18 protein-coding genes and 1 pseudogene are annotated in these 23,153 nt (G+C 70.9%); 12 read left to right on the forward strand and 7 right to left on the reverse strand.

Translation table 11 applies throughout. The annotated features are described in order from the left end of the window. Nucleotides 1-9: 9 nt before the first annotated feature. Nucleotides 10-2,487 (reverse strand): hypothetical protein, encoded by a 2,478-nt coding sequence (locus tag IT371_06990; protein MCC6747387.1) that lies wholly within the window; start codon nucleotides 2,485-2,487, stop codon nucleotides 10-12. Nucleotides 2,488-2,937: 450 nt separating this feature from the next. On the opposite strand from IT371_06990, the gene IT371_06995 reads away from it, so the two are divergent. The 4 genes and pseudogenes from IT371_06995 (at nucleotide 2,938) to IT371_07010 (ending at nucleotide 8,335) form a co-directional block, all read left to right on the forward strand. Next, entirely contained in the window at nucleotides 2,938-4,545 is a 1,608-nt protein-coding gene (locus tag IT371_06995; GenBank protein MCC6747388.1) for a methylcrotonoyl-CoA carboxylase, read from the forward strand. Nucleotides 4,546-4,556: 11 nt separating this feature from the next. After that, entirely contained in the window at nucleotides 4,557-5,372 is an 816-nt protein-coding gene (locus tag IT371_07000; protein MCC6747389.1) for an enoyl-CoA hydratase/isomerase family protein, read from the forward strand. 1 nt (nucleotide 5,373) lies between these two features. Beyond that, nucleotides 5,374-7,397, forward strand: a pseudogene (locus tag IT371_07005) (acetyl-CoA carboxylase biotin carboxylase subunit). Continuing rightward, the gene (locus tag IT371_07010; protein MCC6747390.1) at nucleotides 7,394-8,335 is read left to right on the forward strand and encodes a hydroxymethylglutaryl-CoA lyase; all 942 of its coding nucleotides are present in this window, start codon (nucleotides 7,394-7,396) and stop codon (nucleotides 8,333-8,335) included. The pseudogene IT371_07005 and the gene IT371_07010 overlap by 4 nt, the downstream one beginning before the upstream one ends. A 12-nt stretch (nucleotides 8,336-8,347) precedes the next feature. Here the strand turns inward: IT371_07010 and IT371_07015 are convergent, their stop codons facing one another. Further along, complete coding sequence (locus IT371_07015) at nucleotides 8,348-9,514, reverse strand: MFS transporter (protein MCC6747391.1); 1,167 nt, start codon at nucleotides 9,512-9,514, stop codon at nucleotides 8,348-8,350. A 38-nt stretch (nucleotides 9,515-9,552) separates the two neighbouring features. Further along, complete coding sequence (locus IT371_07020; protein MCC6747392.1) at nucleotides 9,553-10,278, reverse strand: hypothetical protein; 726 nt, start codon at nucleotides 10,276-10,278, stop codon at nucleotides 9,553-9,555. A gap of 130 nt (nucleotides 10,279-10,408) precedes the next feature. Between IT371_07020 and IT371_07025 the strand changes: the two genes are divergently transcribed. Further along, nucleotides 10,409-13,762: an AMIN domain-containing protein gene (locus IT371_07025; GenBank protein ID MCC6747393.1), complete on the forward strand. Its 3,354-nt coding sequence runs from the start codon at nucleotides 10,409-10,411 to the stop codon at nucleotides 13,760-13,762. 130 nt (nucleotides 13,763-13,892) lie between these two features. Next, on the forward strand, nucleotides 13,893-15,134 hold the full coding sequence (locus IT371_07030) for a GGDEF domain-containing protein (GenBank protein ID MCC6747394.1): 1,242 nt from the start codon (nucleotides 13,893-13,895) through the stop codon (nucleotides 15,132-15,134). Between the two features lie 199 nt (nucleotides 15,135-15,333). On the opposite strand, the gene IT371_07035 is transcribed toward IT371_07030, so the two are convergent. Beyond that, nucleotides 15,334-16,068 (reverse strand): translation initiation factor IF-3, encoded by a 735-nt coding sequence (locus IT371_07035; GenBank protein MCC6747395.1) that lies wholly within the window; start codon nucleotides 16,066-16,068, stop codon nucleotides 15,334-15,336. Between the two features lie 205 nt (nucleotides 16,069-16,273). Here IT371_07035 and IT371_07040 point away from each other — a divergent pair, with 205 nt between their 5' ends. After that, entirely contained in the window at nucleotides 16,274-16,894 is a 621-nt protein-coding gene (locus IT371_07040) for a hypothetical protein (protein ID MCC6747396.1), read from the forward strand. A 59-nt stretch (nucleotides 16,895-16,953) separates the two neighbouring features. Then, complete coding sequence (locus IT371_07045) at nucleotides 16,954-17,571, forward strand: hypothetical protein (GenBank protein ID MCC6747397.1); 618 nt, start codon at nucleotides 16,954-16,956, stop codon at nucleotides 17,569-17,571. 5 nt (nucleotides 17,572-17,576) lie between these two features. Here IT371_07045 and IT371_07050 read toward each other — a convergent pair whose 3' ends face one another. Next, nucleotides 17,577-17,864, reverse strand: a complete 288-nt coding sequence (locus tag IT371_07050) for a hypothetical protein (GenBank protein ID MCC6747398.1) — start codon at nucleotides 17,862-17,864, stop codon at nucleotides 17,577-17,579. Between the two features lie 216 nt (nucleotides 17,865-18,080). Between IT371_07050 and IT371_07055 the strand changes: the two genes are divergently transcribed. The 3 genes from IT371_07055 to IT371_07065 are packed head-to-tail and all read left to right on the forward strand — an operon-like array spanning nucleotide 18,081 to nucleotide 20,151. Next, entirely contained in the window at nucleotides 18,081-18,353 is a 273-nt protein-coding gene (locus tag IT371_07055) for a cupin domain-containing protein (protein ID MCC6747399.1), read from the forward strand. Nucleotides 18,354-18,379: 26 nt separating this feature from the next. Beyond that, complete coding sequence (locus IT371_07060) at nucleotides 18,380-19,198, forward strand: acyltransferase family protein (GenBank protein ID MCC6747400.1); 819 nt, start codon at nucleotides 18,380-18,382, stop codon at nucleotides 19,196-19,198. Further along, the gene (locus IT371_07065) at nucleotides 19,198-20,151 is read left to right on the forward strand and encodes an NAD-dependent epimerase/dehydratase family protein (GenBank protein MCC6747401.1); all 954 of its coding nucleotides are present in this window, start codon (nucleotides 19,198-19,200) and stop codon (nucleotides 20,149-20,151) included. The genes IT371_07060 and IT371_07065 overlap by 1 nt, the downstream gene beginning before the upstream one ends. 45 nt (nucleotides 20,152-20,196) lie before the next feature. Here the strand turns inward: IT371_07065 and IT371_07070 are convergent, their stop codons facing one another. Next, nucleotides 20,197-20,766: a YqgE/AlgH family protein gene (locus tag IT371_07070; protein ID MCC6747402.1), complete on the reverse strand. Its 570-nt coding sequence runs from the start codon at nucleotides 20,764-20,766 to the stop codon at nucleotides 20,197-20,199. Between the two features lie 112 nt (nucleotides 20,767-20,878). Here IT371_07070 and IT371_07075 point away from each other — a divergent pair, with 112 nt between their 5' ends. Beyond that, nucleotides 20,879-21,748 (forward strand): hypothetical protein, encoded by an 870-nt coding sequence (locus IT371_07075; GenBank protein ID MCC6747403.1) that lies wholly within the window; start codon nucleotides 20,879-20,881, stop codon nucleotides 21,746-21,748. Between the two features lie 23 nt (nucleotides 21,749-21,771). Here IT371_07075 and IT371_07080 read toward each other — a convergent pair whose 3' ends face one another. Then, on the reverse strand, nucleotides 21,772-23,034 hold the full coding sequence (locus IT371_07080) for a protein kinase (GenBank protein ID MCC6747404.1): 1,263 nt from the start codon (nucleotides 23,032-23,034) through the stop codon (nucleotides 21,772-21,774). Nucleotides 23,035-23,153 lie beyond the last annotated feature (119 nt).

A 23,153-nucleotide genomic window follows, 5' to 3' on the forward strand; every position in this document is an offset into this window, starting at 1 on the left:
GCCTATTTTTTACGGCATAGCGAGGAAGAGGGCCCGCTGCTCGGCCGCGGAGCTGCTCCAGATGCTTCCCACGACGTAGAGTTCGCTCAGGGAAGGTCCGCCCACGTCGTTGAAGCGATAGCTGGCCTTGTTCGGGTCCGCGTACGTCGTGTAGAGGGCCACCCGCGGTGGGAACCAGCGCGCGAGCTTGTGGTTGTAGGCCACGGCGACCAGGTCGAGGTACTGGCCGTTGTCGTCGCGCTCGCCGACGAGGATCCGGAGGTCTCCGTGGCCGTAGACGCCGCGAAAGGTGTAGCTCGACTGTCCCGGGTTGGCGAGGGACGGGATGGAGACGCGGGTCCATCCGCTGCCGTCGTAGCGCAGGACGAGCCCCTGCTCTCCGACGACCCAGGCCTCGTTGGCCCCCCCCGCCCAGAGGTCGAGTAGCCGGCCGGAGGTGTTGCTGCAGGGGGTGCCCGAGGCGTCGGAGCAGCCCCCCGGCGGGGAGAGCCCCCACGCCGCGCCCACGCCGGTCTGGTGGTAGATGTCCTCGTAGGTGTTTCCCCGAATCGCCCAGAGGGGGCCCTGCGTGCTTCCCGAGAGGGTGCCGAAGACGCCGACCAGATTCGCAGCACCGCTCATCCCCGTGCCGTCCGCACAGGTGAAGCTCAGCCCGTTGTCCGGGGTGGTGCAGCGCGCGATGCGCCCTCCGTCGGCGGCGAGGTAGAAGGTCTCGGTCCCGCCCACGGAGGCGCCCCAGACCGCGTTCACCCGGGCGGCGCCGAGGTGCGAGCTCGCCCCGCCCGCTGCGTTCCAGGTGCTTCCGTTGTGGAAGAAGACCTGGCCGGAGTCACCCACCGCCGTGCGGTGATGGACTCCGGAGAGGGGGGCCGCGGCGTCGATCAGCGCGCTCGGGGTGGCCGCGCGGTTCAGGCGCCCGAGCATCCCGCGGGTCACCGCGCCGTCCGCGTAGCGGCCGACGACCCAGGTGGTTCCGCCGGGCAAAACCCCGACGCGGGAGAGGCTGGTCGCCGTGTCGCTCGAATACCACTCCCACTGGAAGGCTCGCAGGCCGCGGCAGCTGCCGGCGAGGCACATGTCGAGCGAGGTGAGGCTATCGCCGTCGCTGCACTGCATCCCTTCCACGAAGGTGCTGGCGGTGGTGCTCTGAGCGGGGACGCAGAGCGTGCACGCGTTACCCGCCACGGGCACCTCCTCGGCGTAGCAGGTCCCGCCGATCAGGCAATTGCCGCTCCGCAGGGGGTGCACGCAGCTCCCCGCGGTGCAGCGGTCGTCGGTGCAGGTGAGTCCATCCGCGGAGCAGGCGGCGCCGTCCTGCGCCGAGGACCACGCGTTCGTCGAGAGAGCCGGGCGGCAGGAGCGGCAGTCGACCCCGGGCTGCGGGGTGTCGGCGGCGTAGCAGGCCCCACCGATCAGGCATTGAGCGGCCCGGAGCGGGTGCGTGCACGACCCCGCGCCGCAGACGTCGTCCGTGCAGGTGAGCGCGTCCGCCGTGCACGCCGTGCCGTCGGCCTTCCGGCTCCAGGCGGTCGCCGCCTGCCCGGGGTCGCAGCGCTGGCACTCGGCGGCAGGGTTCGTGTCGCCGTTCTTGAAGCAGCTGCCGCCTATCAAGCAGCTCCCCGCAGCCACGGGGTGCGTGCAGCTCCCTGTCTGGCAAACGTCGTCGGTGCAGGCCCGGCCGTCGTCGGTGCAGGCTCCGCCGTTGGGGCGCAGACTCCACGCGGTCTGGCTCGCTCGCGCGTCGCAGCCCTGGCAGTCCGACAACGGGTTGACCTCGCCCTGCGCATAGCAGGCCCCGTCGATGAGGCACGCTGTCCTCTGGAGCGGGTGCTGGCACTTCCCCGCGGAGCAGACGTCGTCGGTGCAGCCCAGTGCGTCGGCGGCGCAAGCCGTGCCGTCCTTGGCCACCTGCAGGCTGCTTGTGGCCGTGCCGACGTCGCAGAACTGACACTCGTTGGCGGGGTCCCGCTCGCCGTCCTTGATGCAGACGCCCCCCACGAGGCAGAAGCCGGGACGTAGCCGGACGCCGCACTGTCCCGCGGTGCAGGTGGCTTCGGTGCAGCTCACGCCGTCGTCGGGGCAGAATGCTGCGTCCTCGGCCCAGGCGACGGTCGAGGACTTCGGCTCGCACCGTCTGCAGCTTCCGCTCGGCCCGGAGCCGGCGGCGTGGCAGGCGCCGTCGATCAGGCAGAAACCCGCCTTGAGCGGGTGCTTGCAGCTCCCCTGGTCGCAGACGTCGTCGGTGCACGAAAGGCCGTCGTCGCACGGCGCGGCGCCGCAGAGGAGCGCGTCCGAGGAGCGGTGGTCGGGCGGGCGCGTGGCGTCCGTCGCAGCGCTATCGCCGGCTCCCCCTTCGAGAGCCAGGCCGCCGTCGCCGAGTTGGCCGTCGCTGGTGGGGGGGGTGGTGGAGGAGCACCCCGCTCCGAGCAGGGCAGCGCAGAAGGCGACCCGCAGGCAGAGTGCGGCGCTTGCTGACGTGGCAGGCATGGAACGGTCCTCACCGGGTGAAATCGGCCTCTCGATAGCATATCGGTCGGGTTCTTGGACAGGGGGGGTGGGGCCCCCGGCAGGGCAATCGAGTTCTGCGGATGGAAGAACCCGGGGAGGGCCTAGGGCGCTCGTGACGCGGGCCCTGGCGGACGCCGCCGCTTGCATGAGCCGGCAGCGGGGCGGGTGGACCGCGCGCGAGGGCTCGAGGGAACCACGGGGTGATAGCGGTGGTGTGCGGCAGGGATCGATGCAAAGGCCTTCGCCGCGCTGCTGCGCCCGGGGAGCTTCACTCCTTCTCCGGCTCACCCGAGCGCACCGCCCCCTCCATACCCCCATCTCCGAGAACTCGACCGCCCTGGGGCCCCCGGGGTTGCGCTGTGGGGCGGCGAAGCTCGGCGCACTCCCACGTTTACAGCGGAGGGGTTGGGCCCTAGCATACGCGACGCCATGCACCGACTCGAGTCTCAGCTTCGGACCACGACCAGCGAGTACGCGGAGAACAGGGAGCATCACCTGGCGCTCGCCTCCCAGCTCAAGGAGCGGCTCGCGCAGGTCCGCCTCGGCGGAGGAGAGCGGGCCCAGCGCCGGCAGCGCGACCTCGGCAAGCTCCCGGTGCGGGAGCGCGTGGAGGCGCTGCTCGACGAGGGGTCCCCCTTCCTCGAGCTCTCGGCGCTCGCCGCCTGGGAGATGTACGACGGGCACGTGCCCTCGGCCGGCGTGATCACGGGGATCGGGCGCGTGATGGGACGCGAACTCGTGATCGTGGCCAACGACCCGACGGTGAAGGGCGGGTCCTACCACCCGCTGACGGTGAAGAAGCACGTGCGCGCGCAGGAGATCGCTCTCGCGAACCGCCTGCCTTGCGCGTACCTCGTGGACTCGGGCGGGGCCTTCCTGCCGCTCCAGGCCGAGGTCTTCCCCGACCGCGAGCACTTCGGGCGCATCTTCTACAACCAGGCGCGGCTCTCGGCGGCCGGGCTGCCCCAGGTCGCTGCCGTGCTCGGTTCGTGCACGGCGGGGGGCGCCTACGTCCCGGCGATGAGCGACGAGGCGGTGATCGTCAAGGGGAGCGGCACGATCTTCCTCGGGGGGCCGCCTTTGGTGAAGGCGGCCACGGGAGAGGACGTGACCGCCGAGGAGCTGGGGGGCGCGGACGTCCACGCGCGCAGGTCCGGAGTCGTGGACCATTACGCGCACGACGATCGCGAGGCGATCCAGATCCTGCGGGACGTGGTGGGGACGCTGAATCGCACCAAGCGCGTCGAGCTGGACGTGGTGGCCCCCGAGGACCCGGCGTACGACCCGGCGGAGCTCTACGGGGTGATCCCTCGCGATCCGCGCCAGGCCTACGACGTGCGCGAGGTCATCGCCCGGCTGGTGGACGGGAGCTGCTTCGCCGAGTTCAAGGCGCTCTACGGCACGACGCTGGTCTGCGGCTTCGCCCGCCTGCACGGCATGCTGGTCGGGATCGTGGCGAACAACGGGGTCTTCTTCGTCGAGAGCGCCGAGAAGGGGGCGCACTTCGTCGAGCTCTGCGGACAGCGCAAGATCCCGCTCATTTTCCTGCAGAACATCACCGGGTTCATCGTGGGGAAGCAATACGAGGCGGCAGGGATCGCCCGTGCCGGGGCGAAGATGGTCCACGCCGTCTCCACCTGCGGCGTGCCGCGCTTCACCGTGATCGTGGGGGGCTCCTTCGGCGCCGGCAACTACGCCATGTGCGGCCGGGCCTACGACCCGCGCTTCCTCTTCATGTGGCCGAACGCGCGCATCAGCGTGATGGGGGCCGAGCAGGCCGCGGGGGTGCTGACGACCGTGAAGCGGGACCAGCTCGCTCGCGAAGGGAGCGCTCTCTCCCCGGAGGAGGAGCGGGGGATCGCCGGGCCGATCCTCGAGAAGTACGAAAGCGAAGGGAACCCCTATTACAGCACGGCACGGCTCTGGGACGACGGCATCGTGGAGCTGGCCCAGACCCGTGACGTGCTCGGCCTGGCGATCTCGGCCTCCCTGAACGCTCCGATGGAAGGGATGCGGCCGGGCGTCTTTCGCATGTAGAGGAATCGCCGATGCCACAGCGCCACGTACGCACGGAACGCTCGGGAGAGCGTCTGACCGTCACGCTCGACCGGCCGGAGCTGCACAACGCGCTCAACGACGCTTTCATCGACGAGCTCGCGGAAACCTTCGGGGCCCTCGGCGAGGACCCCTCGGTACGCTGCGTGGTGCTCGCCGGGGCGGGGAAGTCCTTCTGCGCGGGGGCCGACCTGGAGTGGATGCGAAGCCTGGCCGAGGCGTCGGTCGAGCAGAACCGCGCCGACGCGGGCCGGCTCGTGGACCTGCTGGAGGCGATCGCGAACGCGCCGGTGCCGGTGATCGCGCGCGTGCACGGTTCGGCGCTCGGCGGGGGGATGGGGCTGGTGGGGGCGTGCGACCTGGCCGTCGCGGCCCCCGAGGCGCAGTTCGGCCTGACGGAAGTGCGGCTTGGCCTGGCGCCCGCGATGATCTTTCCTTACCTCGCGCGGCGCGTGCAGCCGCACGAGCTGCTCCGCGCGGCGCTCACCGGGGAGCGCTTCGACGCCGAGCGGGCGCAGCGGATGGGACTTGTGAACGCCGTCTCCACGGACCTGGACGGCGCGGTGGACGGCTGGTGCGCGGCGATCACGCAGGGGGGGCCAAACGCACTCGCGGCGGTGAAGGTGCTCTTCGGCCGGGTGCGCGAGCTCGGCACGAGCGAGGCGGCCAGCGTGACCACGGAGCTGATCGCGCGCCTTCGCTGCGGCGAGGAGGGGCAGGAGGGGATGCGCGCCTTCCTCGAGCGGCGGAAACCGCGCTGGGTGACCGAGCCCGCGAAGGGGCGGAGCACCGACGCGGGGAGCGCCTGAGATGCTAGGCAAGGTCCTCGTCGCGAACCGTGGAGAGATCGCCGTACGCGTGCTGCGCGCGTGCCGCGAGCTCGGCCTGCCGACGGTGGCGGTGTATTCGACGGTCGACGCCGATGCGCCCCACGCGCTCCTCGCCGACGAGGCGGTGCCCCTCGCGGGTGCCACCGCGCGCGAGTCGTATCTCGATCGCGACCAGCTTCTCGACGCCGCCCGGCGGACGGGGGCCGCGGCGATCCACCCCGGCTACGGCTTCCTCTCGGAGAACGCGCCCTTCGCGGCGGCGTGCCGCGACGCGGGGCTCGTCTTCGTCGGCCCGCCCGCGGAGGTCATCGCCGCGCTGGGGGACAAGGCGGCGGCGCGTGCGCTGGCCGAGCGAGCCGGCGTGCCCGTGGTCCCGGGCGGTGCGCTGGTCCGCGGCTCCACCGCTGACGCGGCGAGGTCGGCGCAGGCCATCGGTTACCCCCTGCTGCTCAAGGCCGTGGCGGGGGGGGGCGGCAAGGGGATGCGGGTCGTCCACCGCCCCGAGGAGCTCGAGGCGGCGCTGGGGTCGGTGCAGCACGAGGCCAAGGCGTCGTTCGGCGACGACGGGGTGCTCCTCGAGCGGTTCCTCGTCGCCCCGCGACACATCGAGGTGCAGGTGCTGGCGGACGCCCACGGCGCCGCGGTGCACCTCGGCGAGCGCGAGTGCAGCCTTCAGCGCCGGCACCAGAAGATCCTCGAGGAGTCGCCCTCGGTGGCGGTCTCGCCGGAGCTCCGCCGAGCGCTGGGGGAGGCCGCGCTGAAGGTCGTCCGCGCGGCCGGCTACGTGAACGCCGGGACGGTGGAGTTTCTGCTCGATAAAGATGGATCGTTCTATTTCCTCGAGGTGAACACGCGTCTCCAGGTCGAGCACCCGGTGACCGAGCTCGTGAGCGGCCTCGACCTCGTGCACGAGCAGCTCCGCATCGCGGCCGGCGAACCGCTGGGGCTTACGCAGGAGGCGATCGGCTTTCGCGGGCACGCCATCCAGTGCCGAATCTACGCCGAAGATCCCGAGCGCGACTTCGTGCCTTCGCCCGGCGTGGTGCTGCACCTCTCGGAGCCGAGCCTCGTCGGGCTGCGGATCGATTCCGGCATTCGCGCCGGGCAGCGCATCCCCGTCCACTACGACCCGATCCTGGCCAAACTCATCGTGTGGGCGCCCGATCGCGCGCGGGCTATCGCGCGGATGCGGCAGGCGCTGCTCGGGTACGTGGTGCTCGGGCCGGCCACGAACGTTTCCTACCTGCGGGCCATCATCGAGCACCCGGCCTTCGCCGCGGGGGAGCTGTCGACCGAGTTCCTCCGGCAGCACCTCGACGGCTGGCGGCGCCATCCCCCGGACGCGGCGATCGGCGCGCTGGCGGCGGCGCTGTGGGCGCGAGGCGAGCGCCGTAGCGAGGGGGCGGAGACCCCCGAGAGCCCACGGCCCGACCCGTGGGGACGATTGGAGGGTTTCCGCATGGGGTGAACCGTCGTTCGCTTTCCCTTCGCCAAGGCGAACGGACGCTCGATTTCCGGGTGGTCTGGGACGGGGAGCGCTGTCGTGTGACCGAGGATGGGGCCGAGCAGGAGCTGTGGCTCGTCCCCTGGGGCCATGGCGTCTTCGGCCTCCGGTCGCACGGCGGCCAGCGGCTCGTGCACTGGGCGGCCGACGGCGCGCGGGCCTACCTCGGGCTCGACGGGGAGACGTACGTCTTCGAGCTCGTGGACCCGCGTCTCAGGCGGCGCAGCCAGGCGGCGGCGCAAGAGCACAATCTGGGGGCGCCGATGCCGGGGGTGCTCAGCCGGCTCTTCGTGGAGGTCGGGCAGGCCGTGGAGCCGGGGCAGCCGCTCTTCGGCGTCGAGGCCATGAAGATGGAGACGATCGTCCGCACGGCGCGCGCCGGGCGGGTCAAGGCGCTGCACGCCGCTCTGGGAACGCAGCTCGAGGGGGGCGCCGTGGTGGTCGAGCTCGACGAACTCGGGGAGCTCGCGGGGTCAGCGGGCGACGAGGCGCAGGAGTGAACGGGTCCGCTGGGCTGCCGGAGGCCGTGCGCGTCGTAGAAGTGGGGCCGCGCGACGGCCTGCAGAACGAAGCGCGCGTGGTTCCTCTCGCGACGAAGGTGGCCTTCATCCGCGAGCTGGCCGACGCGGGGCTCCCCGTGGTGGAGGTCGGAGCCTTCGTGCGTGCCGATCGCGTGCCGCAGATGGCCGACAGCGAAGAGGTGGTCCGGCAGCTTCCTTCGGGGTCGCCCACCCGGTTCACCGCCCTCGTGCCGAACCTGAGGGGACTCGAGAGGGCGCTCTCGGCCGGGATCGGTGAGATCGCGGTCTTCACGGCGGCCTCGGAGGAGTTCGCCCTGGCGAACCTCGGCATGACGATCGAGGGGTCGCTCGCGACGTACCGCCAGGTCGTCGAGACGGCCACGGATGCGGGCCTGATGGTGCGCGGCTACGTCTCCACGTGCTGGTGGTGCCCGTTCTCCGGCGCCGTGGATCCCGAGGCCGTGACCAGCGTGGCGGAGCACCTACTTGCGCTGGGCTGCTACCAGGTCTCGGTGGCGGACACCATCGGCGCTGCCACGCCGCGCGAGGTCGGGCTGCTGCTCGAGCGGCTCCTGCAAACGATGCGTCCCGATCAGCTGGGCGTGCACTTTCACGACACCCGCGGAACGGCCCTGGCGAACGTGCTCGCCTCGCTCGAGCGCGGCATCGCGACGATCGACGCCTCGGCGGGAGGGCTCGGCGGCTGCCCCTTTGCGCCGGGCGCGGCGGGGAACCTCTCGACGGAGGATCTGGTCTACATGCTCGAGGGCATGGGGATCTCGACGGGGGTGGACCTCGCGCGCCTCAGCGCGGCGGCCCGGAGGATGGGGGTCGCCCTCGGCAGAACGCTCCCTTCGCGCTATCTCGCCGCGGGGCCCTTCGTTCCGCGAAGCGCGTTGCCGGTCGAAGACGGCTGACCGCTCGATGTTCTACGAGGCAGCCGCCCGGGCGAGGAGCCGCGCTCGGAGCGCGTAGAGCGCGAGCGCGAGGGCGGCCGCGCCCGCGGCGCACGCGTACAGTCCACGGCCGGCCCAGTGGGCGAACACGCTGCCTCCCCCGACGTAACCGACCACCATGCCCACCCCCGTGGCGGAGGTGGTGAGGCCCTGCAGGCTCGTGCGGAGGTCGTCAGGGGTGCGCTCCTGCACCTCTCGAACGAGGGACAGATACCATACGCCGAAGGTGATGCCGTGGAGGGGCTGCGCGATCAAGAGGAGCGCGGGAGTCGTCGTGAAGGCGAGGACGAGCCAGCGCAGCGTCGCCACGCCGGCGCAGGCGGCGAGCAACTTGGCCCCGGGCAAGGACTGGAGCAGCCGCTGGGCGAACACCATCAGCAGGATCTCGGTGAGGACGCCCAGACCCCACGCGGCACCGGTGATGGCGGACGTCGCGCCGAGTTGGCCGAGGTGGAGCGTGAAGTAGGCGTCGAAGCAGGCGTGCCCCGCGTAGTAGCAACCCGTCGCGAGGAGGAGCAGCAGCGTGTCAGCGCGCCACGCCGCGTGGGCGGCGCGCGCCAGGAGTCCTCGTCGCTCGATGGTCGCCGGTTCCGGCAGCCCGACGGCCGCGAGGGCGCTCGCGGCGTAGCACCCGGCGCACACGACGACGAGCAGGGTCGGACGCGCTGCACCCCCGAGGAGCCCCATTACGAGCGCAGCGGCGCCGAAGCCCACGGAACCCCAGACGCGGACGACGCCGAAGCGGTGGCGATCGGCGCCGAGCAGCGTGTAGGTGGTGGCGTCGGCGAGGGTCGAGATGGGGGCGCGAAAGGCGCAGAGGACGGCGGCCGCCAGGAGCAGCCCGGCAAACTGCCAGGCGGGCTGGAAAAGGAAGACGGACCCGGCGCAGCCCGCGCAGGCCACGACGAGCAACACGCTGCGCAGGCGGAGCGCGTCGGCGAGAAAGCCCCAGAGGGGCGGGACCAGCATGTTGCCCACGGGGAGGAGTGTCATGACCGTCGTGAGCTCGGCGGGGCGCAGTCCGCGCGCGGCGAGAAGGAGCGGCAGGTAGGGGAAGAACGAGCCGAGGGCGGCGAAGCTGAAGAAGTAGACCGCGGCTACACGTAGGAGAGCGATGCGAGCGACGCGGCGAGAGGTCATGGGGCCTTCACGCCGGCGCGGTGCGCCGGACGACGCGGCTAACGAAATCGGTACTGGTAGCGGAAGCGGAGCTGCGGCTGGCGGAAAGGTTCGAACCGGAGCCCGCGCACGACGCTCTGGACGCAGCTCGCGGTGCTGGACTCGGCGGAGAGCTCGACCTGCTGCACCTTGCCGGTCGCGCCCTTGACGGTGACGGTCAGGGCGACGTCTCCCGGCATCATCCCCTGGTCGTAGCAGCGCTGGACCTCGGGTCGGATCGCCGCCATGAGGCGCGAGACGGCGGCTCGGTCGATCTCGGGTCGCAGCGGCGGGAGTGCTCCGCGGTCGTCGGACGACGCCTCCTCGGGCGGCGGTGCGGCGGGGCGCGGGTCCGCCGCCCGGGGCCGGGACTGCCCCGGGGGACGCGCGGTGCGATGAACGCGCGGGGCGGCCTGGCGCCGCTCCAGCATGACCGGCGCGAACTCCAGGCGTCGTTCTGGCGCCGGTGTGGCGGGCGGGGCGTCGGCCGTGGAGGCAGGGGGCGCGGCGGCAGCCTCGACGGCGGGGGGCGTGTCGGCGGTGTCCGCTCCCTGGCGTGCATGGCCCGCGGGGGGAGCGAGGGCGAGAGCTCCCCAGGTGCGGATCACGTGCTGCCGGCCTTCGGGGTCGGGGGCGCGTCGGGGCGCCCATCTCACGGTCAGCGCGTAGACCGCGCCGCCCAGCAGCAGGGCCACGACGCTCCCGGCCAGTAGCTTCAGCGTGACTCCTCGGGCCTTCGCTCGCATGCCCACCTCCCTGCGCCCGAGCTGGGCGCTGACGTGCCTCCCTGTTCGTGCCACGAGCCGGTGTTTTGGACAAGAAGTTGCCCCAAGGTGGTCGGGGGCTACCCTGGGAGCCTCCACCGGAGGGAGCACCATGCGCGCAGGATGGATTGGACTCGCGGTCTGCCTGTACGTCCTCGCACCCGCCGCGGCCCGCGCGGCCGGGAACGAGCTCGTGAGCATGCGAGCCGAGCAGGGGGCGAACGGGGAGACGGTACTTCGCCTGCACTGCGGCAGGACCCCTTCCTTCTCGGTTTTTCGGCTGGAGGACCCACCCCGTCTGGTCGTGGACCTGGCGAACGTGACGCCGGGGAGCGTGGCCCGCTGGAGCGACGTGGGGAGCTGGGCCGTGGGGCAGGTCACCGTGGCCACGGTGCAGCGGGAGAGCTGGTCGGGGCTGCGCGTGTCCGTGCAGCTCCGGCGACGGGCGGTGTCCCGCGTGAAGGTGGAGGGCGGAGACGTGGTCGTGCGCGTCCTCTCACTGGTCCCGCCGCCTGCGACTCCTGCGCAACCGGCCGCCGAGCAGGGGGCGGCCCTCGAGCGGGCGCGGAGCGATGCGGCGAAGGTGCGCTCGCAGGCGGGAGCGCTCGTCGCGGAGGCCCGAAGCGAGGTGGAGCGGGCGCGGGCGGAGGCGGAGCGAGCCCGCGCAGAAGCCAGAAAGGCGCGCGAAGAGACGCTACGAGCGCGGAGCGACGGCGAGGCGCACCGGGTGCGCGCCGAGCGGGCGCAGGCGGAGCGGGAGCTGGCGCTGGCGCTCGCCAGCAAGGCCGAGCGAGCCGCGCGGGAGGCCGAGCGGGCGCGAAGCGAGGCGGACGGGGCGCGCAGGCTTGCGGCGGCGAAGGAGCTGGAGCTGGCGAAGGCCCGCGTGGCGGGCGGAGCAGCGCGGCAGGCGCGAGCGGCGCTGGCGGCGGAGAAGGAGCGGGTCGCTCGGCTCTCCCGCGATGCCGATCGCGCGGTGGGCGAGGCCAAGGCCGCTCAACAGACGGCGCAGCGACAGGCCGAGCAGGCGCGGCGCGAGGCCGAGGCGCTTCGCGACACGGTGAGCCGTGCCCGTCAGGAGGCCGCGCAGGCCAAACTGGAGGCGCAGCGGGCGCGGTTGGCGGAAGAGGCGAGCCGGAAGCTTGCGGCCCAGGCGCAGTCCGAGAAGGACCGGGCTCTCGCCCTCGCGACGGGTGCGCGTCGCGCGACGGAGCTGGCCGAGGCGGCCCGGCAGGACTCCCAAACGCAGGCGGCGAAGGCGGCCGCGCTGGCTCGCCAGGCGCAGGCGGATCGTCGCCTGGCGCAGCGGGCGCAAGCGGAGCGTGACCGCGCGGAGGCGCTTGCCCGTCACGCGAAGGAGTCGCTCGCGCGGGCGGAGCGGGCGGGCGTCGAAGCACGCCGTGCGGCGGAGGCCGCATCGGCCAGCGCCCAGCGCGCCGCGGCGGACCTCTCGCGTCGTGTCGAGACGCAGAAACAGGCGGCGGAGCGGCTGGCGGAGCGGGCGCTCGCCGCGCAGAAGGAGGCAGCGCAGGCGCGTGGGGAGGCCGAGACGTCACGCGCGGAGGCGGCGCGCGTGCGGGTCACCGTCGGAGCGCTTCAGCGCGCGGCGCAGGACGCGCGGGCGGAGGCAGCTCACGCACGACTGCTGGCCAAGCAGGCCGCCGCCGAGCGTGCGACCGCGCTGGCCATGGCCGCGAAGGCGCAGAGCGCGCTCTCGGCTGCACAGCGAACCCGCGCCGACGGTGAGCGCGCGCTGAACCGAGCCGGGGAGCTGCTACGCGAGGGGCAGGCCCTCCGGGCGCGGGCGCTCGAGACGCAGGCGCAGGCCCAGCGGACCGCGGAGCGGGCGCGGCAGGCGCAGCGATCCAAGGACCGGGAGGAACGGTCGGTGGCGGCAGCGCTGCAGGCGCAGGCCCAGCGCGAACTCGGGGAGGCACGGCGCCTGCGTGCCGAGGCGGAGCGCGCGAAAGGGGACGCCACCGCGACGAAGGGCCGAGCCGAGCAGATGCTCGCCGACGCGCGCGCAGCGGCAGCTCGCGCGGCTAGCCTGCGCGCCGAGGTGGAGGGCCAGGAGCGGCGGCAAGAGCAGGCAGAGCGTTCTGTCCTGGCGGAGCAGAAGCGCCGCGCCGAGTCCCTCCTCTCCGAGGCCCGTCGGGTGCAGCTGGAGGCGCAAAGGGACAAGGAGGCGGCCGTGGCGCAGCGCCAGGCGGCCGAGCGCGCGCAGCGTGCGGCTACCGAGCGACTCGCCGAGGCTCAGCGTTTGAAGGTCGAGGCCGAGAAGCAGCGCGCGGCCATGAAGAGCGCCCAGACGGCGGCCACGGCGGAGGCGCTGCGGCAAGACCGGGTCCTCGCCGAGCAGCGTCGGGCCGTCGAGGAGGCGAAGCGACAGACTGCGGAGACGCGTCGGCTGGCAGCGGAGAGCCAGCAGCAGGCGGCGGAGGTGCAAAGGCGAGCTCTCGAGACGCAGCGGCGGGCCCTGATGCGAGCCCAGGAGGAGGCGGCGCGCAGGGTGGCCGAGGCGTCGCGTCTGAAGGCCGACCGCGACCGCCTGCAGAAGGCGGTGGATGAGACCGGGCGGCGATGGCAGGCGGCGGAGGCGCAGCGTCGCGCGCTGGAGGCGAGAGGGCTCGCGATCGAGGTCGCGCGGCGGGCGGCCGAGCAGCGCCGGTCGACCGAGGAGCAGCGGCGTGCCGCCGAGGTCGCGCGTCGCGCGGCCGAGGATCACCGGCGCGCAGAGGGCGAGCAGCGCCGTGCCGCTGAGGTCGCGCGGCGTGTCGCCGAGGAGCGCCGAATGAGCCAGGAGCAGCGTCGGGCGGCGGAGGTCGCGCGTCGCGCGGCCGAGGATCACCGGCGCGCGGAGGGTGAGCAGCGCCGGGCGGCCGAGGATCAGCGCCGCGTGGCGCTCGCAGCACAGAGCGAGGCGGCGCGCTATCGCGAGGAGGCCGAGAGGTTGCGGCGCGCGCTGGCGGCCGCGAAGCTCGCGCCGAGCGCGATGGGAGCCCGGGGCAGGGAGCAGCTTACCACCGCGCCGAGACCCGCTGCCCCGCTCCCCTTGGCCAGGGCCCCGATGGCTGCGGCCAAGGTCGTGTCGCCGCCACCCCGTCCGCTATACGCGTCGGTCGGCGGGCTCCCGGCGGCACCGACGGGGCCCGCCGAGCCGCCGAGCTCTCGCCCAACCGTCTCGGTCTCGCCGCACGCCGAACGCGTGATCGTGCCCCTCGGCGGCGCGCGCTACCAGCTCAGCACGAGCTGGGACCGCACGGTGATCGTGCTTTCGGGACGCGACGCCCTGCGGCTCCCGACGACGGTCATGGCCGTGAACGGGGCGGTGGTTTCCTCTGTCTCCGCGGAGCCCCTCCATCTGGGGGCGGTTCGCATCGTGGTCGAGCTCTCGCAGCCGGCCCGGCCCACCGTACGACTGCTCCGGCGAGGTGAACACGTGGACCTCGAGCTCTCGTACACTCCCTGAACGCTGTACCTCCCCTCGCCGCACCGCCGTACCTCCCCCTCGATTGACTTCGTCGTCCGCGCCGCGCAAGTATGCGCTCGGGTGCTTTCCGGGGATCGAGCGTCAGCCGACCCCGTTCGTCTACCGTGCCATGGACCGCAGGAATCTCACCGAGCTCGAGAAGGCCGTCCTGGAGCTCGAGTTCCACGTGGCGGTCACGACGGCCATTCTCGGCACGCTAGACCTCGACGAGATCCTGGGCGTGATTCTCGCCAGCATCACCTCCGACGAGGGTCTTGGTTTCCGCCGAGCGTGCGTCTTTCTCGACGATGACGCTGGCCGGACGTTGCGTGCGCGGTTGGCGCTGACCTGCCCCGACCCGGCGGTAGCGAGCGAGACGCGGGTTGCCGCGCGCGCCGGCCCCCGGGGGGGCTACGCGAACCTTCTGGCTCGGCTCAAGACGCCGAGCCACAACCCGGCCTCCGAGGCACTCACCGCCCAGCTCGCGAACTTCGCCCTGCCGCTGCATCGTCTCGATGCACTGGCGGCATCGCCGCACGTCCTCATCCTGCACAGCGAAGCGCCGCTGGTCACGGTGATGGCGCGCTGCCTCGTGAACCGGGCGCCCTTCTGCTCCAACGCATTGACGTTGCGACACGAGGTCGGCGGCGCGGCGGGAGAGATCCTGGAGTTCCGGCGCGTGGCGATCGTGCCGCTGCTCGCAGTGGACCGCGTCATCGGCGCCATCGTGGCGGACAACGCGAGGTTCGGACCGCCCGTCGAATCCGACGACCTGCGCCGGCTCCATGCGATGGGGAACCTGGCCGCGCTGGCCATCGACCGCGGGAGACTCCACGCGCAGACGGTGGCGATGGCGGAGGTCGACGGCCTGACGGGCGTCTACAACCGCCGGCACTACCAGGAGGAGCTGCGACGGGCTCTACGCGCGTCTGGCGGAGGACGCCAGCCGATGTCGATCGTCGTGTTCGACCTCGATCACTTCAAGCGCTACAACGACGAGGCCGGGCATCTCGTCGGAGACGAGCTGCTCAAGGACGTGGCGCGCCTGCTCACCGAGGGAGTTCGACAGTCGGACGTCGTGGCTCGCTACGGCGGTGAGGAGTTCGTGGTTCTGCTCAAGGACACCTCGGGCGAGGCTGCCGTTCAGGTGGCCGAGAAGCTTCGCCAGCGGGTCAAGGCTGCCGCGCTGGCCGGGGGCCGGGTCTCGGGGCTCACGCTCAGCGCGGGTGTCGCGACGGCGCAGGCCGAGGACACGCCGGACGAGCTCTTCGACCGCGCCGACCGGGCGCTGTACCGCGCGAAGCAGGCCGGGCGTGACCAGACGCGGCGCGAGGTCCCTCCGGAAGCGCCGTCCCGCCGCGCCGGGACCTGAGCGAGACGACGTCGGTCGCAAGCTAGTCCGTCAGACTACGGTGCACGTGGGCTCACCGCGCGGCCCGGATGCTTCTGTTCGCTACCGGACGACGGTCCCCTCGCAGGCGTCTCGCGCCCCGTGCGCCCAAGGCCCATGGCGCCACAGGGTGTCTCTGCGTGCTTGGATGTATCGTGACCTGCGGTGGGCCGCGGGGGTCCTACGGGCGGGCGTTGACTTCGCTTCCGGCTTCGCCCGTCAGGGGTGCGGCCTCGTCTGGTGCGGCCTTCTCGGCGGGTGCGTCCTCGCCCTCGCTGCCTTCGGTCGTGTCGTCGTCCTCATCGTCGTCGACGTCGTCCTCGTCGCGATCCTCGTCCTCATCGCTCGCGCCAGGTGCCTTCGTGCGTTCCGCTTCCGTCTTCTTCGGCAGCGGGATGTTGGCGCCCGGCTTGGGTGCCACGAGCATCGTCATGCGGCGCCCGTCCATCAGCGGCATCTGCTCCACGACCGCGTAGTCTCCGAGCTCCGTCAGTACCTTGAGCAGGACGGCCCTGCCGGTCTCGGGGTGGACGATCTCTCGTCCGCGGAACGCGACGACGAGCTTGGCCTTGTTCCCCTCGGCCAGGAACCGGATGATGCTGCGCACCTTGACGTCGAGGTCGTGTTTGTCGGTCTTGGGGCGCAGCTTCACCTCCTTGACCACGACCACCGCCTGCTTCTTCTTGCTGGCGCGCTTCTTCCGGGCTTCCTCGTACTTGAACCGGCCATGGTCGATGATCTTGCAGACCGGAGGCGTACCCTTCGGGTTGACCTCGACCAGGTCCATGCCTTTCTCTTCTGCGATGCGGCAAGCGATGTGCGTCGGCATGACGCCGAGCTGCTTGCCATCCTCGCCGATGACACGCACCTCCCGGGCCATGATGGCCTTGTTGACGCGGTGGGTGTCGGTCGGCATCTGCCGCGAGTGACGGTTGAACGGTGGGATGGGCGCACCTCCTGTATTGCATTTCCCCGGTTTCCCAGCGCGCGAGCGGCCCCTTGGCGCTCGAGGCTCAGGCGCTGAGCTGTGGGGAGCGTCTCAGAGGCAAGGGCAGAAATCAAGGTGCAACCCTGGCAGTGCGAGGATTGACAGGCGGGCCAGCTTCGCTTGTGATGAGCCGATGCGCTCATCCAGAGGTTCCTCCGGCAGGGCAGTGCTCGCTCTGCGTCTCGAGCCCTCCCGGCGGCGGCAGAGGTCGGCTTCCCGGGGGATTCGCCGCGGCTGGGTCGCCGGGGCGCTCCTCATGGCGGTTGCAGCCTGCGCGGGCGGGTGCGGAAGCGCGTCGTCGGAAGCGCTCCGCGGGCGCTGGAACGGCACCATCGTCTGCGCGGGCGACACGAGCGACATCACCCTGTCCCTGCAGCCCGACGGCAAGCGGTTCATCGGGACCGGCACCACCCGGACGAAAGGGTCGAACGCCACGTGGGACCTCCGGGGGGAGCAACGCGAGGAGCAGCGCGAAGAGGAATGCGCCGACGACCGCTGCACGACGGAGAAGGACTGCGTCGGTCGCGGCCCCGGCGGCAGCAACGCGCGGTGTGACGTGAGTCGATGCACTCCCTGTCGGGAGAAGAAGCCGTGGACGCGCATCCTGATCAAACTCGTGGACGACAACGTCCAGCTCCCCGACCCCGAGCTCGATCTGGAGCGGGAGGGGGATCTGAAGCTGGTGGGGACGGTTCGCGCCTTCTGCCCCGATGAGCAGGTGCAAACGCCACGGGTCTCCTTGCGCAAGGAGTAGGGCTGCGGCAACGTTAGGAAGGACAAAGGGCGCGGCACCTGTCGTGCCGAGGAGCGCGAATGGGAGACACCCTACGTCAGACCGAGACTATCGCCCTCATGCGAGAGGTTCTGCGCGAGTCGTACACGAACCTGCAGGTGCGACGCGTCGATATCAAGGAACAGCTCGACGAGGAGACGACGGAGATCAATTGCGAGGTGATCAACGAAGCCACCGGCGAGAAGAGCGTGATCGCCGGCAAGGGAGTAGGCGTCATCGACGCGTTCTTCCAAGGCGTCGCGGATCGGTTCGCGACCGAGTACCCGTCGCTGAGGACGATCCGTTTCGCCGCCTTCACGGTTCAAGCGCAGCTCGGCAGCAAGCGGGGCTATGCCGGCACCGACTCGAAGGCCGAGGTGACGGTCGAAGTGGCCAACTCCGACGACAAGCGTTTTCGTTTCACGCACGCGTCGCGAAGCGTCATCGCCTCCAGCATCGTGACGACTCTCGCCGCGCTCGAGTACTTCATCAACAGCGAGCGGGCGTTCGTCACGATGTATCACGCGCTGAAGGACGCGAAGGAGCGCAACCGTTCGGACCTGGTGCAGCGGTACACCAACGCGCTGGCGAGCCTCGTCCAGAACACCTCGTATTCCGAGGTCATCAGCAAGATCCGCACGGACCTCGGCCCGGCCTGAGGGGATTACTCCTCTTCCTCGATCACGACGCGCACGGGGCGCTGGCTCAAGCGGTCCCACCCGGCGAACACGAGCTTCTCCCCCTCGCGGATCGAGACCCCGGTGAGGGCGATGCGCTGGGCGAAGGACTGCATCGCGCGCTGGTTCGGTAGCAGGTGCACCGGCGTCGTCCTTGGTGCGACGAGAACGGTATCGCACGGAACGGCGGCGAGCGTCGGGCTCAGCGCCTCCGTCTCGCCGGTTTCGCGGGCCTCCAACTCCGGTTGGTGCCGCTTCTGCGTCATCACCCGCATGACTCCTCCTTCTCCTGTCGATGCAACCCGACCCCGGTAATATTCAAGAGGTGTGCCGCCGTCCTGGACGTCATAAGTCCGCGGTCTCACACTCTCGCGCCCCGAAGACCGTGAGGGGTCCACTCCACAGGTGGGTGGGGAGGTGAGGAGCCTTCACCACAACCGGGGAGGCCAGCTATACTGCCGCGAACGAACCGGTTGCGCAGGAGGCGAGGCATGGTGTCGATTCGCGTGGAGAAACCCACCGCCGAGCGACTGAAGGAACTCGCGGTCGAGACCTGGAGCACTTGGGAGTGCGGGGTGGAGACCTTCGACTGGCAGTACCCCTCCGACGAGACGGCCTACGTCAAGGCGGGTCGCGTCACGGTCCGGACCGAGCACGGGCAGGAGGTGACCTTCGGGGCGGGAGACCTCGTCTTCTTCCCGCAGGGCCTGCGGTGCACCTGGACCGTTCACGTGCCCGTCCGCAAGGTCTACGTCATGGAGTGACCTTGTTCGAATCGCTGCGCGAATCCATTCGGCAACTGACGTCCGTGCCCGAGGTCGAGGCGGCGATAGACGCCATTCCCACGGGCGTGACGGGCTACGACCCCTGGGGCTTCAGCCCCGAGCAGAGCAAGGTCTATTACTCGCTCGCGTACTGGATCTATCGATACTTCCGCCCCGTGGTGACCGGCCTCGAGAACCTGCCGCCCGGGCGCGTTCTGGTGATAGGGAACCACTCCGGACAGTTGCCGTTCGACGGGCTGGTCGTTTCGATGGCCTGTCTGCTCCACGCGCACCCGCCGCGCCTGCTCCGACCGATGGCGGAACGCTGGTTCCCGACGCTGCCGTACGTCAACGTCGCTTTCAGTCGGGCCGGCGTCGCGGTGGGTGATCCGATTAATTGCCGGAACCTCCTCGAGGCCGAGAACGCGATGCTCGTCTTCCCCGAGGGGGCGCGGGGCTCGGGGAAGACCTGGGATCACCGCTACCGGCTGGTGCCGTTCGGCCGGGGTTTCATGCGGCTCGCATTGCAGACCGACACGCCCATCGTGCCGGTGGCGGTGGTCGGAGCCGAGGAATCGATCGTCAGCCTGCACAACGCGAAGAGCGTGGCGCGACTCCTCGGGATGCCCTATTTCCCCGTCCCCGCGCTGCTGCCCCTCCTGGGCCCGCTCGCGTTCTTGCCCCTGCCGACCCGGTTCTACGTGACCTTCGGGGAGCCGATGCGCTTTTCCGGTCCCTTCGACGACGAGGACCGGCTGATCGACGAGAAGGTGCAAACCGTGATGAATCGAATCCAGCAGATGCTCGACCGCGGGCTGAGCGACCGGCCCTCGGTGTTCGGCTGATGGCCGAGCGCACCGCTCTCATCACCGGAATCGCCGGTGGCCTCGCACGAGAGGCAGGCCGAGCGCTGCAGCGGCGCGGCTACCGGGTGGTGGGGGTCGACTACCGTGCCCTCCCTGCGCCCCTCGGGTACCCCGCCGAGTTCGTCCAGGCCAGCTACAACAAGACCTACATCGAGGACGCGTTCCGCCAGGCCCAGCCCGAGGTCGTGCTCCACCTAGGGCGCGTGGGAAACCTGAAGGAGCAGATGGGGAAACGCTTCGACCTGAACGTGATCGGAAGCCGCAAGGTGATGGACCTGGCGCTGAAGTACGGGGCGCGGCGGCTCGTCGTGCTCTCCACGTTCCACATCTACGGGGCCCACCCGCACAATCACATTCCGATCAACGAGGAGGAGCCGCTGCGCGCCGGGGCCGAGTTCCCCCAGCTCGCCGACGCCATCCAGCTCGACAACCAGGCGCTGCAGTGGCTCTACCGGCACCCCGAGGTGCCGACCGTCATCCTCCGACCCTGCAACGTCATCGGTTCGGAGATCCAGAACGCGATGAGCAACTTCCTGCGCATGCCCGCGGTCCCCTTCATGATGGGGTTCGATCCGATGGTGCAGTTCATCGATCAGCGGGACCTGGTGAGCGCACTCCTCGCCGCCATCGAGGGGCATGCCGTCGGGGTCTTCAACGTGGCAGGGCGGGGTACCGTGCCCTGGCGCGAGGCCCTGTCCGCCACCGGGTCGCTGCAGATCCCCGTCCCGTCGCCGGTGGCCTCGGCCTACCTCCGCCTGGCCGGGCTCTGGTCGGCGGCCTTCCCGCCGTACTTGATCAACTTCTTCATGTACCCCTGCGTGATCACCGACGACGCCTTCCGGCGGGCCGCGTCGTGGGAGCCCGAGATCGGGCAGCTCGAAGCCGTCCGTGCGACCGTGGGAGTTCGCGGCGCGACACCCGTCGGGGGATGAGCTGCCCCGCCGCGCGCGCGACCTCGAGTCGGCGCCGCGAGCTCGTCAGTTCTGCGGGCGGAAGGCGCCGAACTGCGACGGATGAAGGCCTTCGGCCTGCAGCGCCGTCTCCCACCGCGCGTCCACCGGGGTGCGAAAGATCAGCTCCAGGTCGAGGCGGCCCGGCAGCCACGCGCCCTGCGCGAGCTCTCTCTCGAGCTGCCCCGGCGCCCAGCCGGAGTGCCCGAGGAAGATGTGGAAACGGCTCGGGCCGTCACCCTGGCCGATGGCGCGGAGCAGATCCTGATTGGGACAGACGCGCAGCCGCTCCGCGACGCGGAGTTCGTCCTCCCGTGACGACGCGTCGGGCTCCATCTCGTAGAGCACGAGGCCGCTGTCCAGCGCCACGGGGCCCCCCACCATCGCCACTTGCGACATGTCCCCGTCGAAGCCGATCCCCATCTGCCCCATGATGTCCGCCAGCGTGACCGGCGCCGGGCGATTGATCACGAGCCCCATGGCCCCCTGGTCGTTGTGGAAGCACATGAGGACCACGGCGTGGTCGAAGTTGGGGTCCCGGAGCGACGGGGCTGCAATCAACAACCCCGGCGCCAGCGTCTCCAGGGAGGACGACATACTCGACGTTTAGCGCACCGCTCGAGCACAAGCAACATTGACGCCCTGGCACAATTGTGGTCTTGAAGGGCGGTGGTAGGTGGCGCCCAGGGCCGGGCGTGAGGCGTGCGCGATGATTCCGACGACGATTCTGCACTATCACAGTCCGCTCGCCATGAGCCGCGGGCTGAAGCAGCTCTACCGAGACGGCTTCGATCCGCGAGGGCTCCTCTTCCTGGCTCTCGACGCGCAGGGAGACGTGCATCTCGCGCTGGCCGAGCACCCGGACGACGTTCCCCGGTTGAAGGTGGGTACGAAGCTCTCGCTCCCGTGGCCCTTCGCGGGGCGCTACTACTACGTGGATGCGGTCCATCCGCTCGGGCGGGAAGTGGCGGTGGTGAATGGCGACCGCCGCATCGGCGCGCTCTCGAGCCTCGTGGACGTGGCGGCCCTGGTTTCCGGCTTCGTGCGCCTGTCGGGGGACAAGAGCGTCTTCTTCGGCTGCACGCCCCATCAACCCGGGAGCTGGTGGGTACACGACGAGGAGGTCGTGGCCCTGCACGAGCGCGGGCTGGTGGAGATCCTGCCCACGCCGACGGGCCTTCTCGCGCGGCGGACCGTCGACGACGGCCTGTATTACCTGCCGACCGTGGAGGTGAAGCCGGGCGGCGCGCAGCCCTGGCAGAAGGTCTTCAGCTCGCCCCTCGGGAACGTCTTGATGCTCGAGCGGCGCCTCATCGGCGACCATCTCGTGCTGAGCTGCCAGGGCGGCCTCGTCGAGGTGGACGTGGGCGCGCTCCCCAAGGTGCGCGAGATGGCCCGCATCGCGCTCACGGCTGGCTACGCGGTGGTGGGGCGCATCACCGACGGCCCCTTCGCCGTCACCCGCGGCGAGCCGAAGGACTGGGGCTTCGACGGCCTCAGGCCCGCCACGCTGGTGGGCAGCGAGGGATGCTCGCTCGCCGACGTGGGACGGATGCTCCGCGAGGGACCACTCGAGTAGCACCGACCTCGCGTCCGCAGCCGCTATTCCGCTCTCAGGTACCGGCGCGCCAGGTTCAGCAGGTGCGTGAGCTCGATGGGCTTGCGGATCACGTCCTTCACCCCCAGCGACTTCAGCAGCGTCCGCACCTCCGTGCCTGTCGTGCCGGAAACCACCACGATGGGCACCTCGGCGAGCAGTTCGTCGCCACGGAGCGCGGCGCAGAGCTCGAGGCCATTCATGCCGGGCATGTTCATGTCCACGATCGCCAGGTCCGGCTTGGCGTTCTTGGCCATGTCGAGCGCCAGGCTCCCGTCGTCCGCCGTTAGGATGATCGCGTCGGGGAAGCCGACCTTGAGGGCCGTGCTGTACACGGTCCGGGTCTCCGGGTCGTCGTCCACGATGAGGACCCTGACGTTGCCGGTGCGGGGGGCCTTTTCCTCCTCGCCCGTCCGGGCTGCCGCGAGGGCGGTGATGAACTCCTCGCAGGTCTGATACCTGCCGGCCGGATCCTTGGCCAGCGCCTTGTGCAGGACCTGATCGACGGCCGCCGGTATGTCGGAGCGCAGCTCGGCCACGACCGGTGGCGGTGCCTCGATGTGGCGGCGCAGGATCTCCTTGATCGTCTCCCCGTCGAAGGGCACCTCACCGGTGAGCATCTCGTAGGTCGACACACCGAGCGCGTAGATGTCGCTCAGGTGCCGCTGCTCTTGCGGAATGGGCTGGCGGCGGATCAGTTCGGGCGCGAGGTAGAGCGGCGTTCCCGCCAGGTCGCGGCCCTCGGTGGCCTGCTGGATCATCTCCACCAGCCCGAAGTCCGTGACGGCGACCCGAAAGCGCGGGCCGATGAGCATGTTCGCCGGTTTCACGTCCCGGTGGACGATCCCGGCCGCGTGGACAGCCTCGAGCCCCTTGCACACCTGGCGGAGGATGCCGATCACCACGTCCAGGTACAGCTGTTCTCCTCGCTCCGCGGCGCTGTCGATGAGGGTGGCCACGTTGTAGCCGGGAACGTATTCCATCACGAAGTACGGATAGCCCTCGTGGTCCCCGAAGGCGAAGATCTGCACCACGTGTTCGTTGCGCACGCTCGCCATGGCCACCGCCTCGCGCTTGAAGCGCTTGGCGACCCGTTCGTTGGCGGCGTAGTGCGGCGCGAGGACCTTGATCGCCACCTCCCTCTCGAGGTGCAGATCTTGAGCCACGTAGACGATGCCCATCGATCCGCGTCCGAGCACCCGGCGGACCTTGTATTTGCTGTCGAGAACGATGCCGAGCGGGATCGGCCCCTGGTCGCCACGGGTCATGTCGGCCGCGGAACTCGCCGCCGCACGTCTCTGGGAGCGGCTTCCGCTGCTTTCCGTTCGGGCCATTCCTTCCGGGGATACCACAGGCCGCACGACGAGTGCAGCGGAAATCGGGCTGA

It is taken from the genome of Deltaproteobacteria bacterium (genome assembly GCA_020848905.1).
In the GTDB taxonomy this organism is placed as follows: Bacteria; Myxococcota_A; Polyangia.